This is a genomic window from Acidovorax kalamii (assembly GCF_002245625.1).
Classification (GTDB): domain Bacteria; phylum Pseudomonadota; class Gammaproteobacteria; order Burkholderiales; family Burkholderiaceae_C; genus Acidovorax; species Acidovorax kalamii.
Genome location: NZ_NOIG01000001.1, coordinates 353,810 through 369,168, shown reverse-complemented (window position 1 = coordinate 369,168; position 15,359 = coordinate 353,810). Strand labels below are relative to the sequence as shown.

The window sequence follows — 15,359 nt, the reverse complement described above, 5'->3', positions numbered from 1 at the left end:
CCGGCCCTTCGGCCGCAGCCCGCTCACTGCCCCAGCCGGAAAACGCTCACGATCTGGGCCAGCTTGGCCGCCTGGTGCTTGAGGCTGTCGGCCGCCGCCGCGCTCTGTTCCACCAGCGCGGCGTTCTGCTGGGTGACCTGGTCAAGCTGCGTCACGGCCTCGCCCACCTGGCTGATGCCGATGGTCTGCTCGCTGGTGGCGCTGGAGATCTCGCCGATCAGGTCGCTCACACGTTTGACCTGGGTGACGATGTCCTCCATGCTCTGGCCCGCGTTGCTCACCAGCTGGGCGCCGTTGTCCACTTTCTCCACGCTCGCGCCGATCAGGGTCTTGATCTCCTTGGCGGCAGAGGCTGAGCGCTGTGCGAGGCTGCGCACCTCGCTGGCCACCACGGCAAAACCCCGGCCCTGCTCGCCCGCACGGGCGGCCTCTACGGCCGCGTTCAACGCCAGGATGTTGGTCTGGAACGCAATGCCGTCGATCACCGCAATGATGTCGGTGATCTTTTTGGACGCCGCCGCAATGTCCTGCATGGTGGCCACGACCTGACCCACCACTTCGCCACCCTTCACGGCCGCTGCCGATGCCGAGCCCGCCAGCGCAGCCGCGCGCTGCGCAGTGTCGGAGTTGTTCTTCACGGTGCTGGTGATCTGCTCCATCGACGCCGCCGTCTGCTGCAGGTTGCTGGCCTGCTCTTCCGTGCGCTGGCTCAGGTCGGCATTGCCGGTGGCGATTTCGCTGGAGCCCGTGGCAATGCTGTCGCTGCTGTGGCGCACATCGCCCACGATGCGCACCAGCGAGGTCTGCATGCCTTCCATTGCGCGCATCATCTGCGCCACCTCACCGCGCCCCTGGGCTTGGATGGGTTGTGACAGGTCGCCCTCGCCAATGCGCTGGGCCACCTGGGCCACCTCGGCCAGCGAGCGGCGGATGCGCTGCACCACCACCCACGACAGCAGCACCAGCAGCGCCAGGCCCGCCACGCCCGCCACCAGCACGGTGGTGCGGTAGGACTGGATCAGCCCCGCCGCCTCGCCCGCCTGCTCCGCCGAACGCTGCACCTGGTAGGCCACCATCTTGTCGGCCACCGCGTTGTACTGGTCCACCACCGGGGCAAAGCTGCCCAGCGCAAAACTCTTGGCCTGCGCCATGTCGCCCGCCTTCTTCAGCGCCAGCGCCTTGTCGCGCACCTCCAGGTAGGGCTTGCGCACCGCCGCCAGTTCTTCCTGGATGCGCAGGCCCTCGGGGCTGTTCTCCAGCTCGGTGTAGCGCTTTTGCACCTTGCTGGTGTCGGCCGTGGTGGCGGCCACCATGTCCTTGAAGTAGTTCTGCAGGTCATCGCCCTCGGACTGGACGATGGAGAACACGCGCGTGGAGTTGACCGCAATGTTGCTGCGCCAGCGCAGTGCCAGTTGCAGCCGTTCGACCTGTTCGTTGGCCAGCCGGTCCACCGTGGCGCCCAGGTGCTGCACGCGCACCAGACTCAGCCCCAGCACCACCACCAGCGCCAGAATGGCCACCCCCACGATCAGCCCGATCTGCTGCGCCACCGTGAGCTGGGTGCCCAGCCCTCCCCGGCTCGCCTGCTGTGCTTGTGGGTCCATGGGGTGCCTCCTTGTAAGAATGTGTATGCACAGGAAATGATCTGCCTGCGCCACGCGGTTGGCAACAGCCGCCAGTGCCACGTAAACCCTTAGGGAAGCCCCCGCAGCACCGCAAGAAAAGGCCATCTGTCCTACAGCCGGCACCCCAGGCGGCCTACACCCGCACCCGGCCCCCCGCGCCCATAGTCGAGGCACAGGCCCTGCATCACGGGCCAGCGATGGCAGGCTGCACGGCTTGCCCCTTCTTCAAGGACCTATGCCATGAAACTCCGCCACATCCTTCTTGCAAGCACCTGCACCGCCGCCCTCGCGCTGGGAGGCTGTGCGTCCAACCCATCACGCGCCCAGGTGGGCACCGGCGTGGGCGCCGTGGTCGGCGGCGTGGCCGGGCACGCGATTTTTGGAGGCCCGGTGGGCACCATCGGCGGCGCAGCGGCCGGTGCGCTCATTGGCCACGAGATCGGCGAAGACCGGGACCAGCGCCGCTACCGCCGCCGTTGATGCGGAGTGGGGATAAGCCCCAAAATGCAAGTAAAAGAAGCTGCTTGCGCGCATCCATCATGCGCAAGCAGCTCTATTTTTGATAGCAACCAAATAGCCTGTCAGGCGATCTTGGCCTGGCGCCCCGCCCGCCAGGCGCCAAAGATGGCGATCAGGCCCGGCACAAAAATCAGCGCCCAGATGATCTTGTCCAGGTGCTCCCGTACAAAGGGCAGGTTGCCGAAGAAGTACCCGGCCGTGCAAATGCCCAGCACCCACACCAGCGCGCCGCCCACGTTGTAGGCGCTGAATTTGGCGCGGCTCATTTCGGCCACCCCCGCCACAAAGGGCGCAAAGGTGCGGATGAATGGCATGAAACGCGCCAGCACGATGGTGATGCCGCCGTATTTTTCGTAGAAGTTGTGTGCCTGGTCGAACGCACGGCGGTTGAACCAGCGCGAGTCCTCCCACTGGAAGACCTTGGGGCCAAAAAAGCGGCCAATCGAATAGTTGCACTGGTCACCCAGGATGGCCGCCACCACCAGGATCGCGCAGGCCAGCGGAAAACTCATCATGCCAGCGCCACACAGTGCCCCCACGATGAACAGCAGCGAGTCGCCGGGCAGGAACGGCATCACCACCACGCCCGTCTCCACAAACACGATCAGGAACAACAGCGCATACACCCACGCGCCGTAGTTCTGCACAAACATCTCAAGGTACTTATCGACATGCAGGATGAAGTCGATGAGGAAGGTGACCAGTTCCATGGGCAGGCCGGTGGGGGCACCGGACGTTAAAAAAGTTGCGGCATTATCCCTATCGGCCTGCGGCACACGCACCGATACCCATGCACGCACCCCGCCCTAAAATGCCCCGGGTGAACGACGCACCATCCCCCCTCGCAGCGGCACAGCCCGCACCGGCCCCCGCCCCCCACCGCCGCCCCATCCGCGACCTGCCCGACGAGCTGATCAGCCAGATTGCCGCCGGTGAGGTGGTGGAACGCCCCGCCTCCGTGGTGCGCGAGCTGGTAGACAACGCGCTGGACGCGGGCGCCACACAAATCACCCTGCGCCTGTCGGCCGGGGGCGTGCGCCTGATCACCGTGGAAGACGACGGCGGCGGCATCCCACACGAAGAGCTGCCCGTGGCCCTGCGCCGCCACGCCACCAGCAAGATCACCAACCTGGACGACCTGGAAACCGTGGCCACCATGGGCTTTCGGGGCGAGGCGCTGGCGGCCATTGCCTCGGTGTCCGAGATGTCGCTGCTCTCGCGCCCCGCACACCAGGCCAGCGCCTTCTTGCTGGACGCCCGCAGTGGCGAACTGCGCCCCGCCGCGCGCAGCACCGGCACCACGGTGGAGGTGAAGGAGCTGTTCTTCTCCACCCCCGCGCGCCGCAAGTTCCTGAAGACCGACGCCACCGAGCTGGCGCACTGCATTGAATCGGTGCGCCGCCACGCGCTGGCGCGGCCCGACGTAGGTTTTGCCATCTGGCACGAAGGCAAGCTGGTGGAGCAATGGCGCGCCACCTTTGTGCCGGGCCAAGGTGATCCGCAGGACGCCCATGACGCGCTTGCCCGCCGCCTGTCGGACGTGCTGGGCGAAGACTTCGTCACCCAATCGGTCGCCGTGCAGCACCGCGTGGGCCCCGTCACCGTCACCGGCCGCGCAGGCCTGCCCGACGCCGCCCGCTCGCGCCCCGACCACCAGTATTGCTACGTCAATGGCCGCTTCGTGCGCGACAAGGTGCTCACCCACGCCGCGCGCAGCGCGTATGAAGACGTGCTGCACGGCCACAAACAGCCCATCTATGCGCTGTATGTCGAGATCGACCCGGCGCGCGTGGACGTGAACGTGCACCCCACCAAGATCGAGGTGCGCTTCAGAGACAGCCGCGAGGTGCACCAGGCCGTGCGCCACGCGGTAGAAAACGCGCTGGCCGCACCCCGTGCCGCCGCGCTGGCGGCAGCCAGTGCAGCAGCCCCTGCGCCCACGGTTGAAAATTTTGATAAAAAACAGGCCCTACCGCCTGCCTGGCAAGCCCAGGCAGCTATCAAATTTGAAGAACTTGGCCACCGCGTGCAAGACCTGCAGGCGCTGTGGGCGCCCAGTAGCAGTACCAGCAGCAGCAACGGCAGCAGTCCCGACCACGGAGCCCCCGCAGCATCGCCCGCCAGCATCGGTGGCCTGTGGGCGCCCTCCGCCCAGCCCTCCCAACCTACTGAGCCCCAGGCAGCGCCCGACGGCCCGCAGACCGCCCCCGAAGCCGCTGAAACCCTCCCCACGGCCGACACCGCCGCCTGGCCCGCCGGCCGCGACAGCACCACTGCCCACTGGCCCCTGGGCCGTGCCGTCGCACAGCTGCACGGCGTCTACATCCTGGCCGAAAACGCCCAGGGCATGGTCATCGTGGACATGCACGCCGCGCACGAACGCATCGTGTACGAACGCCTCAAGGCCCAGGTGGACAGCGGCGCCCGCATTGCCAGCCAGCCCCTGCTGATACCCGCCACCTTCGCCGCCACCCCGCAGGAGGTGGCCACCGCCGAAGACTCCACCGAGGTGCTGGCCACGCTGGGCCTGGAGGTCGTCCCCTTCTCCCCCAAAACCCTGGCCGTGCGCGCCGTGCCCACCACCCTGGCCCAGGGCGACCCGGTGGAACTGGCCCGCAGCGTGCTGGCCGAACTGGCCCAGCATGACGCCACCACCGTGGTGCAACGCGCCCGCAATGAAATCCTGGGCACCATGGCCTGCCACGGCGCCGTGCGCGCCAACCGCAAGCTGACCATCGACGAGATGAACGCGCTGTTGCGGCAGATGGAAACGACGGACCGCAGCGACCAGTGCAACCACGGAAGGCCGACATGGCGGCAGCTCAGCATGAGGGAGCTGGACGCGCTGTTCCTACGGGGTCGTTAAGGCCAACCGTAGCCACAAAAAATCGGCCTCGCGGGCCGATGAACTACCTTCCAATCAAGCCCAAGGGCTGCCGCAACCGGCGCGCCCTCAGGCCAGTGCACCCGTGGAGCCGGCTTTGCCGGGCCACCGGGTGCGTCCCCCTCAGGGGGATGGCGCGCAGCGCCTCAGGGGGACTTCAATTGTCCCGAGCCGCCTTGGCCGTATCCGGGAAGTCGCTGAACACCCCATCCACACCCAGGTTGTAGAACAGCTTGTACTCGGCCTTGGGGTCGCCCTTGAAGTCCGATGCCAGGCGGCGCGCTTCGTTGCGGAAGGTGTAGGGGTGCACCATGAGGCCTTCGGCGTGGGCGTTTTTCACCACGTCGGTGGGGGGCATCATCACGCGGTCGCGGTCGTCAATCTTGCCGTCGCCGTTCAGGTCGTCGGGCTTGCCGTCCTTGTTGGCGTCCACCTGCTTGGAGGGGATCAGGTACGGCTTCCAGGGTCCGATGCCGTCAGCGTAGGTCTTGACTTCCTTGAGGCCTGCGGGGGTGAGCAGGCTGGCAAAGGTGCGTTTGTCACCGGCCACGGCAAAGTCATAGGGTTTGTCGTAGGGGGCCGTGAGGTCCATGCTGCCGTCGGCGTTCACGTCGTTGGCGTCCACCAGTTGCACCAGGCGGATCTGTGTCTTGGTGCGCAGGTACTTGAGGTTGGACACCTCGAACGACTGCACGATCACGGGCGAGGTCTTGCTGGTGTAGCCGTACTGGGCCAGCACGTCCAGCAGGCGGTCTTCCAGCTTCAGGCCCAGGTTGACGTGGTAGGTGGGGTGCTTGGTTTCGGGGTACACGCCCACGGTGCGGCCGGCCTTGGTGCCTTCGCTCTTGGCCAGGTCCAGCACTTCCTGCAGCGTGGGGATCTGGTACTTGCCGTTGTGCGACTGGTCGCGTTCGGCCATGGGCTGGATAGCGCGCAGGGTCTTGATTTCGGCCAGGGTGAAGTCCGAGGCGAACCAGCCTTCTTCTTCAACGCCGTCCACCATCTTCTTGGTCTTGCGGTTGGCAAACTCAGCGCGGGTGGACACATCGGTGGTGCCGGTGATGTTGGGCTCGTGGCGGGCGATCAGCACGCCGTCCTTGGTGGCCACGAGGTCGGGCTCGATGAAGTCGGCACCCAACTCCACCGCACGCTTGTAGCTCTCCAGCGTGTGCTCGGGCAGGTAGCCGCTGGCACCACGGTGGCCAATCACCAGGGGCTTGTCGCCCTTCAATGTGGGGTAGGGGCTGTCGTCGCTGCCGCCGCAGGCGGCCAGCATGGCCGCCACGGCCAGAACTCCCCACTTCGCACCAGAAATGTGCATGCTCTTCTCCTCGTTGTGTTTAGAACCGCCGAACTGTGGGCCCGCCTTGTGACAAGGCCGTGACGCCCTTCTTGCCAACCGGTGACGGTTTATGCACCGCCACCAGATGCACCAATATGTGGCAAGCCATCCACCACATTCCCCACCATTGTGCAGAGACATCTGCATGAACGTATAACTTTTGAACATAATTCGATGTTGCAGCGCGCCATTGCCTGCTTTTTAGATACAGAAAGTCGTGAGCCAATGAAATACGAGTCCGCAGGCAGCTTCCTTTCCCATGTGGCACTTCGCAATCCGGGTCAGCCCGAATTCCTGCAGGCCGTCACCGAGGTCATGGAGAGCCTGTGGCCGTTCATTGCCGAACACCCCCGCTATGCCGAGCACGGGCTGCTGGAGCGGCTGGTGGAGCCCGAGCGCATCGTGATGTTCCGCGTGTCATGGGTGGACGACCACGGCACGGTGCAGGTCAACCGGGGCTACCGCATCCAGCACAGCATGGCGATTGGCCCGTTCAAGGGCGGTATCCGCTTCCACCCCTCGGTGAACCTGTCGGTGCTGAAGTTTCTGGCGTTCGAGCAGACCTTCAAGAACGCGCTGACCACACTGCCCATGGGCGGCGGCAAAGGCGGCAGCGACTTCGACCCCAAGGGCCGCAGCCCCGGTGAAGTCATGCGCTTTTGCCAGGCGTTTGTGTCTGAGCTGTTCCGCCACGTGGGCGCCGACACCGACGTGCCGGCAGGCGACATCGGCGTGGGTGGCCGCGAGGTGGGCTACATGGCGGGCATGATGAAAAAACTCAGCAACCGGGCGGACTGCGTGTTCACCGGCAAGGGCCTGTCGTTCGGCGGCTCGCTGATCCGCCCCGAGGCCACGGGCTACGGCACGGTCTACTTTGCGCAAGAAATGCTGCGCGCCAACGGCCGCTCGCTCGACGGCCTGCGCGTGTCAGTGTCGGGCTCGGGCAACGTGGCGCAGTACGCGGTGGAAAAGGCCCTGCAGCTGGGCGCCAAGGTGGTCACCGTGTCGGATTCGAGCGGCACCATCGTGGACGAGGACGGCTTCACGCCCGAGAAGCTCGCCATTCTGATGGATGTGAAGAACCACCACTACGGCCGCGTGAGCGACTACGCCGAGCGCACCGGCGTGCGGTTCGAGGCCGGTGTGCGCCCCTGGCATGTGCCGGTGGATGTGGCCCTGCCCTGCGCCACCCAGAACGAGCTGGACGCGCGCGACGCTGCCACCCTGATCAGGAACGGCGTGGTCTGCGTGGCCGAGGGGGCCAACATGCCCTCGACCATCGAGGCCGCCAAGGCGTTTGAAGCCGCTGGCGTGCTGTATGCCCCCGGCAAGGCCAGCAACGCGGGGGGCGTAGCCACCTCGGGCCTGGAGATGAGCCAGAACGCCGCCCGCCTGGCCTGGCCGCGCGAAGAGGTCGATGCACGCCTGCTGCAGATCATGCAGGGCATCCACGCCGCCTGCCTGCGCTATGGCAAACACGCCGACGGCCGCGTGAGCTATGTGGATGGCGCCAATATTGCAGGCTTTGTGAAGGTGGCCGACGCGATGCTGGCGCAGGGCGTGGTCTAGACCGCACCCAAAATCCCCCGCAAAAGAGGGGAAAAGGCAGGGGGTTGCCCCCCATTGGGCAACGTTATCAGCACAATGGGCACAGAGCGTGCATGCAGAAAGGACAGAACTTTCCGGCATCGCTCCGCTCTGTCCTCTTCATGAAACGCACCCCTGCCCTGATTTCCCTGGCGCTGGCCATTGCCGTCCTGGCGGGCTGCGCCACCCTCGACGCCAAACAGCGCGAGTGGATCTTCCAGCCCAGCGACCGCAGCTGGGGTGGCGCCCCGTCCACCGAGGGCATGGAGGATGTGTGGATCGACTTCCAGTCCGACACCAGCGGCAAGGCCGAGCGCCTGCACGGACTGTGGCTGCCCCATGAGCGCAAGGATGCGCCCGTGCTGCTGTACCTGCACGGCGCACGCTGGAACGTGGCGGGCTCGTCCAACCGCATCCGGCGCATGCAGGAGCTGGGGTTCTCGGTGCTGGCCATCGACTACCGGGGCTTTGGCCGCAGCAGCGCAGGCCTGCCGTCCGAGGCCACCGCCGCCGAGGACGCCCGCGCCGCCTGGGACTGGCTGGCACAGCAGCAACCGAACAAGCCCCGCTACATCTTTGGCCACTCGCTCGGCGGTGCGATTGCCATCGACCTGGCGCGCCAGGTGCAGGACGAGCAGGGCACCATCGTCGAAGGCACCTTCACCAGCATCCCCGAGGTGGTCAGCACCTTCAAGTGGGGCTGGCTGCCGGTGTCGGGGCTGATCACGCAGCGGTTTGAATCGGTGCGCAAGGTGGCAGAGATCGGCTCGCCCCTGCTGGTGGTGCATGGCAGCGAGGACAGCCTGATCCGGCCCAGCCTGGGCCGCAAGCTGTACGAGGCGGCGGCAGAGCCCAAGCGGTTTGTGCTGGTGGAAGGCGGCTCGCACCACAACACCAACGCCGTGGGCCAGGGCCTGTACCGCGAAGCCATGGTGGCGCTGTTCAAGCTGAAGTAAGCACCTAGTCCAAAGCCCAGGTGCTGCAACCTCAACGCAGAAACCTCAGCGCCGCACTGCCTGCGCCAGTGCCGCCCAGGCCTTGAACGTGAGCGGGTGGGTGAAGCCCGCGCCCGCTACCGGGTGCGACGAGAGCTTGATCACAACCATCTCGGCGGCGGGGTTCACATGGATGAACTGGCCGTGGATGCCTGCGGCCTCCCAGGCGCCGTCGGCGTTGTGCAGCACCCACCACTGGTTGCGGTAGCTGTAGCCGGGGCGAAAGGCCATGCCGCCCATTTTGAACTTCTCGCGGTCGCCGCCCTTGGCGGTGTCGTCGATCACGGCCTTGTCAAAAATCTTCTGGCCGTTGTAGCTGCCGCCCAGGCGCAGCATTTCGCCAAACCGCGCCAGGTCGCGCGCCGTGGCATTGAGCCCTGCGCCCTGCAGCGGCGTGCCCACGCTGTCCACCATCACATGGGCGTCCTCCTCCATGCCCAGCTTCTGCCAGACGTTGTCGCTCATCAGCTCGGCCCAGTGTTTGCCCGTGGCACGTGAAACGATCCAGCCCAGCACCTCGGAATGCACGGTGCGGTACACAAAACCTGCGCCGTGTTCGCCCTCCTTCTTCAGGGTTTTGAGGAAGTCATACACATTGGTCGGCCCCTGGTAGCCCGGCGGGCGCGGCAGCATGCCGCTGGACCAGCTGTAGCCAAAAATTTCGGTGGTGGGGTCGGTATAGACCTCGCGGAAGCGCACGGCCCCCGTCATGTCCATCACCTCGCGCACCTTCATGTCGCCCCAGGCCGAGTCGGCCAGCTCGGGCACATATTTTGTGACCAGCGCATTGGGGTCGATCTTGCCCTCGTGCGCCAGCTGCGCAGCCATGAGGCCGGTGAACGACTTGGTGACCGAGAACAGCAGGTGCGGCGTGTGCGGCTTCATCTGGTTGTCGTAGCGCTCGTACACCACGCGGCCCTTGTGCATCACCACCAGCGCGTCCGTGTAGGTGCGGGTGAGCCACTGATCCACGGTGATGGGCTGGCCCTTGTCGTCGTCAAACACCACGCTGCCCAGGGGTTTGGGGTCTGCAGGCAAGGGGGACGGCGCTGCGCTGCCCCGGCGGATGTTGTGCGTGGGCTGCAGCTCGCGCAGATGCTGCAGCGCCCAGCGCATCTGGGGGTATTTGAAGGAATTGCTCAGGTCCACACGCTGCGCACCCTCGGGCGGGAAGGTGGTCATGTAGCCCAGCTTGTCCAGTGTCACGCTCTCCGGCGCAGGCAGGGCAGGAGCCTGGGCCTGGGCGGCCAGGGCGGTGCCCACGGCAGCCAGCGCCAGCGCGCTGCGCAGCCGGGTGGCCACGGCAGGGCACCAGCCCTGGGGCTCCCGGGGGATTGTGGTCTTGTGCATGGGATGTTGTCTCCTGGTTTGTTGTGTTGTGTCTTGTTGTGCGGCTGCGTGGGCCCGGCCGACCGCACCAGCATGGTGCTGCGCCGCCGGCCCCGCCCCCTGTCACCCGCGCGACGCAGGTCACACACCAGTTCTCACCACCGCTCACAAGCCCCGCCCGGCGCGGCGCCCATGCCCCATCTGGTACCCTCAGACAGATATGTCTGCCCCCTCCGCCACCGCCCTGCCTGCGGCCCCCGCCCCTGTCTCGATCCACCCCGGCCTGGCCATTCTGGTGCTGGCCCTGCTGCTGTCCATCCAGCCCGTCACCACCGACCTGTACCTGCCCGCCCTGCCCGCGCTCACCCGCAGCCTGGGCGCACCGCTGTCGGCGGCGCAGCTCACCCTGAGCGGCCTGCTGCTGGCGTTTGGCTGCTCGCAGATGGTGTGGGGCCCGCTTTCCGACCGGTTTGGCCGCCGCCCTGTGCTGCTGGCGGGCCTGACCATCTACACCGTGGCCTCGGTGGGCAGCGCGCTGGCGCCCAGCATGGCACTGCTCATCGTGTGGCGCATTGCCCAGGGCGCAGCCATGGGCGCGGTGGTGATGTGCGCGCGCGCCATCGTGCGCGACCTGTACACACCGCTCGAAGGTGCACGCGCCATGTCCAAGGCGCTCACCGGGCTGGGCATCGTGGCCTGCATCTGCGCGCCGATGGGCGGGCTGCTGAGCGAATGGCTGGGCTGGCGCGCCGCGCTGTCTGCCTTGACCGTGTACGCGGTCGTCACCCTGGCCCTGGTGGCCCTGCGCATGCCCGAGACGCTGGCACAGCGCAACCCGCAGGCCCTGCAACCCCGCGCGCTGGTGGGCACCTGGCTGCATGTGCTGAAGAGCCCCACCTTCTGGGCGTTTTCGCTGCAGACCACGGCCACCTATGGCGGGCTGTTCACGTTTCTGGCGGCGTCGTCGTTTGTCTACATCGACGTGCTGGGCCTCTCGCGCACGCAGTTCGGCTGGACCATGGCCTCGGCCTGCGCGGCCTACCTGGGCGGCACCTTTTTGTGCCGCCGCCTGCTGGCCCGCCACGGCCTGCAGCGCACGGTGGCCATTGCCGGGGGGCTGAGCGTGGCAGGCGGCACGCTGATGGCGCTGGTAGCCTGGATGGGCTGGCACCACCCCTTTGCCCTGTTGCTGCCGTTTTACCTGTTCATGGTGGGCCATGGCATCCATCAGCCCTGCGGGCAAAGCGGGGCGGTGGGGCCGTTTCCGCAAGCGGCGGGCGTGGCGTCGGCCCTCAACGGTTTCATGATGATGCTGGCGGCCTTTGCGATTGGCGGCTGGCTGGGCCAGCGGCTCGACGGCACGGTGTGGCCGCTGGTCAACGGCATCTGGTTCTGGTCGGTGGTGCTGGCCCTCATCTCGTGGACGCTGGTGCAGAAGTTTGGAGCCGCCCGTGACCGCGCCTGAGCCCCACAACGACCTGCCCCTGATCGCTCTGGCAGGCCCCACCGCATCCGGCAAGACCGCTGGCGCCCTGGCGCTGGCCGCCGTGCTGGGCAAACAAGGCCAGCCGGTCGAGATCATTAGCGTGGACTCGGCCCTGGTGTACCGGGGCATGGACATTGGCACCGCCAAGCCCACAGCGGATGAGCGCGCCGCCGTGCCCCACCACCTCATCGACATCCGCGACCCGCTGCAGGCCTACAGCGCCGCCGAGTTTGTGCAGGATGCCACCCGGCTCATCACCGAGATCCGCGCACGCGGCGCCCGGCCGCTGCTGGTGGGCGGCACCATGCTGTACTTCAAGGCGCTGTTCGACGGCATCGACGACATGCCTGCGGCCGACCCCGAGGTGCGCGCAAAGATCGAGGCCCAGGCCGCCGAACAGGGGTGGCCCGCGCTGCACGCCGAGCTGGCGCAGGTAGACCCGGTCACGGCGGCCCGCCTGGCGCCCGGCGACAGCCAGCGCATCCAGCGCGCGCTGGAGGTGTGGCAGGTGTCCGGCCAGCCTCTGTCGAGCTTCCACACTACAAAAAAAGGAGCTGGTAGCGCTTTACCAGCGGGCGCAAGCGCCCTTTTTTCCTTGGAACCCGACGACCGCGCCTGGCTGCACGACCGCATTGCCCAGCGTTTTGACGCCATGCTGGCCGGTGGCTTCATCGACGAGGTGCAGGCCCTGCGCGCACGCGGCGACCTGCACCCCGACCTGCCCTCAATGCGCTGTGTGGGCTACCGCCAGGTGTGGGACGAGCTGGACTTCATCGCCGCGCAAGCGCCCGGCCGCCCTATCAACATGGGCCTGCTGCGCGAACGCGGCATTGCCGCCACGCGCCAGCTGGCCAAGCGCCAGATCACCTGGCTGCGCAGCATGCCGCAGCGCCACGCCATCGCCTGCGACCACCCCCACGCCGTGGCCGAGCTGGTGCAGGCCGTGCTGCAGCGGCTGGACCATCAGCAGCAGCGCACCCCGTCATGACCCTGCTGCGCGTGGACGGCCTGGGCAAACACTACGGCAGCACGCCGGTGTTTGCCAACGTGCGCTTCAGCGTGGCGCCCGGCGAGTTCGTGGCCATCGTGGGCGACTCGGGCGTGGGCAAGTCCACCCTGCTCAACTGCCTGGCGGGGCTGGACACCTGGGACACCGGCAGCATCACCCAAGGCGCCACCGACCTGGGCCAGCTGGACGACACCGCCCGTGCGCTGTGGAGGCGTGCGCATGTGGGTTTTGTGTTCCAGGCCTTCCACGTGCTGCCGCACCTGGACGTGGCGCAGAACGTAGCCCTGCCGCTGATGCTGCTGGGGCAAAGCGAGCCCGAGCGCGTACAGCACATGCTGACCGCCGTGGGCCTGCAGGGCCTGGGCGCACGGCTGCCGCAGCAGCTCAGCGGCGGCCAGCTGCAGCGCGTGGCCATTGCCCGCGCGCTGGTGCACCGCCCCGCCCTGCTGCTGGCCGACGAGCCCACCGGCAACCTCGACCCCACCACCGCCACCCGCGTGATGGACCTGCTGCTCGCGCAGACGCGCGAGCACGGCGCATCGCTGGTGCTGGTCACACATTCCGACGCCGCAGCCGCGCGGGCGGACCGGGTGCTGCGCCTCACGGCTGACGGCATCGCCCCGCACTGAAGGCGGCGGCCAGGCCCGCTGCGGCGCCGCTGTGACACAACAGCCGGGGTACACGGGTTGCCCCCGCGCACCCCGGATGTGGCAGTCCCACCAGGAACACAGCACCTTTGTATCCATTCGTGTTGTCCTCGGCATCCCCCAAACGTATGATTTGGAAGACTGCACGGCCCGATCGCCCCCGGAACGAGGACCCATGACCACGCTGCCGACATACGCCCCCAACGACATCGGAATGCCAGGCCTGATCCGCAGCGTCTATGACGCCGCACTGGACGCCCGGCGCTGGCAGGAGTTCCTCGCACGCTTTGCAGCCGAGTTCTCGTCGCAGGCCACGATGATCTTTGGCCAGGACTTTTCAGACGGTTCGGTGGAGGTGACGGGGGGCTCGACCTCGCTCGCGGCCCACCATGGGGTGGGTGACGACGCCATGGCGAGCTTTGCGGCCTATTACTGCCGCACCAATGTCTGGACGCAGGATGAGCGCATGCACCACGAGGGGCACATCGTCAACGGCTCCAAGTTCTATCCGGACAAACATTTGCCGCGCACCGAATGGCATTGCGACTGGCTGCGTCCGCTCGACCTGTTCTACACGCTGGCTGCGGTGGTCGAAAAGCGCCGCCACCGCTCCTTCAACGTCACGGCCGTGCGCAGCAAGCGCTGCGGCCCCTACACGGCCGATGAGGAACTGCGGCTGCAATCGCTGGTGCCACACCTGCAGACGGCGTTTGCGCTGCACCGGCGCCTGCACCGCGCCGAGGCCCTGGCACACGCCTCGTTGTCAGTGATGGAAAGCCTGCCCATGGGCGTGTTGCTGCTGGGCGAAGGCGCCTGCCTGCTGCACGCCAATGGCCGCGCGCACTCACTGGCCCAGTCCAGCGGGCTGTTGCGCATCCATGAACGCGATGGCCTGCATGCCACGCAGCACGCAGACGACCAGCGACTGCAGGCCGCCATGCGGGCGGTGGTGTCCACACCCACCGGCGCGCCCATGCACGCGGGCACGGGCATGCGGCTGCGCAGCCTGACGGGCAGCGAGCTGCATGTGATGGTGGCGCCGCTGCCGCATTGGTCCGAACCCTTCGGCGCCCATGCCTGTGGCGCTGTCTTTATCAGCAACCCGGCCAGCGCGCTGCAGTCGCTCGAAGGCGTGCTGCGCAGCCTGTACGGCCTCACGCCCGCCGAAGCCCGCCTGGCCCAGGGGCTGGTCAATGGCTTGTCGCTGCAGGAGTATGCCGAGCAACAGTCGGTGTCCATTCACACCGTGCGCAGCCAGTTCCGCACCATCGCCACCAAGGCCGGCGTGGGGCGCCAGACCGATTTTGTGCGCGCCGTGCTCACCGGCCCCGCCATGCTGCGGCGGTCAGAGGTGGCGCTGGCCACGCCCTGACACACCAGCGGAGCCGGGGCCAGAGTGGTCAACGGCCCATCACTCAATATTCAGCCGCTGGGCCGCCTTGTTCACCTTCTTGGGCAGGTTCAGCGTCAGCACGCCGTTGTCGTACTTGGCCTTGGCCTGGGCAGCGTCCACATCGGCGGGCAGCTGGAAGCTGCGGGCCACGGCGCCGAAATAGCGCTCGCTGCGCAGCACCTTTTCGCCCTCGCGCTTTTCATCGTGCTGGCGCACCTCGGCGCGCAGGCTCACCACATTGCCTTCGAGCGAGACATGGATGTCCTCCTTGGCCACGCCGGGCACTTCGGCCTGCACCGTGTAGCCGCCTTCGGTCTCCTTCACATCCACCTTGATCTGGCTGGGCGACGGCAGGTTGTCGCCATGCAGCGGGCGCACGTAAAAGCCGGGGGCGATGTCTTTGAAGAAGTCGTCAAACAGACTGCCGCGGGTCACAAGAGAGTTCATGGTTTTGCTCCTGAAAAGGGGTTGGTACAAACAACCGGGCCTGCGCAGGAGGGCGGGCCCCTGAGAGGGTGCGAACAAAACCCTATACGCCTGTGC

General features: G+C 67.0%; 13 protein-coding genes. 8 read left to right on the top strand and 5 right to left on the bottom strand.

All coding sequences use genetic code 11. From position 1 onward, the window contains the following. Positions 1-23: 23 nt before the first annotated feature. Positions 24-1,604 (bottom strand): methyl-accepting chemotaxis protein, encoded by a 1,581-nt coding sequence (locus CBY09_RS01650; RefSeq protein ID WP_094285719.1) that lies wholly within the window; start codon positions 1,602-1,604, stop codon positions 24-26. Positions 1,605-1,865: 261 nt separating this feature from the next. Here CBY09_RS01650 and CBY09_RS01645 point away from each other — a divergent pair, with 261 nt between their 5' ends. Beyond that, on the top strand, positions 1,866-2,105 hold the full coding sequence (locus tag CBY09_RS01645; RefSeq protein ID WP_094285717.1) for a glycine zipper 2TM domain-containing protein: 240 nt from the start codon (positions 1,866-1,868) through the stop codon (positions 2,103-2,105). A gap of 101 nt (positions 2,106-2,206) precedes the next feature. Here the strand turns inward: CBY09_RS01645 and CBY09_RS01640 are convergent, their stop codons facing one another. Further along, positions 2,207-2,854 (bottom strand): DedA family protein, encoded by a 648-nt coding sequence (locus CBY09_RS01640; RefSeq protein WP_094285715.1) that lies wholly within the window; start codon positions 2,852-2,854, stop codon positions 2,207-2,209. A 101-nt stretch (positions 2,855-2,955) separates the two neighbouring features. Between CBY09_RS01640 and mutL the strand changes: the two genes are divergently transcribed. Then, positions 2,956-5,010, top strand: a complete 2,055-nt coding sequence (gene mutL, locus CBY09_RS01635; protein ID WP_094285713.1) for a DNA mismatch repair endonuclease MutL — start codon at positions 2,956-2,958, stop codon at positions 5,008-5,010. A gap of 175 nt (positions 5,011-5,185) precedes the next feature. Here the strand turns inward: mutL and CBY09_RS01630 are convergent, their stop codons facing one another. Then, positions 5,186-6,349, bottom strand: a complete 1,164-nt coding sequence (locus tag CBY09_RS01630) for a glycerophosphodiester phosphodiesterase (protein WP_094285711.1) — start codon at positions 6,347-6,349, stop codon at positions 5,186-5,188. 246 nt (positions 6,350-6,595) lie between these two features. Between CBY09_RS01630 and gdhA the strand changes: the two genes are divergently transcribed. Then, positions 6,596-7,939, top strand: coding sequence for an NADP-specific glutamate dehydrogenase (gene gdhA / locus CBY09_RS01625; protein ID WP_094285709.1), 1,344 nt, complete (start codon positions 6,596-6,598; stop codon positions 7,937-7,939). Between the two features lie 140 nt (positions 7,940-8,079). Continuing rightward, positions 8,080-8,913: an alpha/beta hydrolase gene (locus tag CBY09_RS01620; RefSeq protein ID WP_094285707.1), complete on the top strand. Its 834-nt coding sequence runs from the start codon at positions 8,080-8,082 to the stop codon at positions 8,911-8,913. A gap of 45 nt (positions 8,914-8,958) precedes the next feature. On the opposite strand, the gene CBY09_RS01615 is transcribed toward CBY09_RS01620, so the two are convergent. After that, the gene (locus CBY09_RS01615; protein ID WP_240515538.1) at positions 8,959-10,302 is read right to left on the bottom strand and encodes a serine hydrolase domain-containing protein; all 1,344 of its coding nucleotides are present in this window, start codon (positions 10,300-10,302) and stop codon (positions 8,959-8,961) included. A 199-nt stretch (positions 10,303-10,501) separates the two neighbouring features. Between CBY09_RS01615 and CBY09_RS01610 the strand changes: the two genes are divergently transcribed. The 4 genes from CBY09_RS01610 to CBY09_RS01595 all read left to right on the top strand — a co-directional run bounded on the left by CBY09_RS01610 (position 10,502) and on the right by CBY09_RS01595 (position 14,795). Beyond that, positions 10,502-11,746 carry a multidrug effflux MFS transporter gene (locus tag CBY09_RS01610; protein WP_094285705.1) on the top strand — a complete coding sequence of 415 codons (1,245 nt, stop codon included), beginning with the start codon at positions 10,502-10,504 and terminating at the stop codon, positions 11,744-11,746. Beyond that, positions 11,733-12,755 (top strand): tRNA (adenosine(37)-N6)-dimethylallyltransferase MiaA, encoded by a 1,023-nt coding sequence (miaA, locus tag CBY09_RS01605; protein WP_094285910.1) that lies wholly within the window; start codon positions 11,733-11,735, stop codon positions 12,753-12,755. Before CBY09_RS01610 ends, miaA begins: the two co-directional genes overlap by 14 nt. Then, positions 12,752-13,405: an ABC transporter ATP-binding protein gene (locus CBY09_RS01600; RefSeq protein WP_094285703.1), complete on the top strand. Its 654-nt coding sequence runs from the start codon at positions 12,752-12,754 to the stop codon at positions 13,403-13,405. Before miaA ends, CBY09_RS01600 begins: the two co-directional genes overlap by 4 nt. A 193-nt stretch (positions 13,406-13,598) precedes the next feature. Then, a complete protein-coding gene (locus tag CBY09_RS01595; RefSeq protein WP_094285701.1) occupies positions 13,599-14,795 on the top strand; it encodes a helix-turn-helix transcriptional regulator in 1,197 nt (398 codons plus the stop codon). A gap of 39 nt (positions 14,796-14,834) precedes the next feature. Here the strand turns inward: CBY09_RS01595 and CBY09_RS01590 are convergent, their stop codons facing one another. Then, on the bottom strand, positions 14,835-15,263 hold the full coding sequence (locus CBY09_RS01590; protein ID WP_056743473.1) for an Hsp20/alpha crystallin family protein: 429 nt from the start codon (positions 15,261-15,263) through the stop codon (positions 14,835-14,837). Positions 15,264-15,359: the final 96 nt, after the last annotated feature.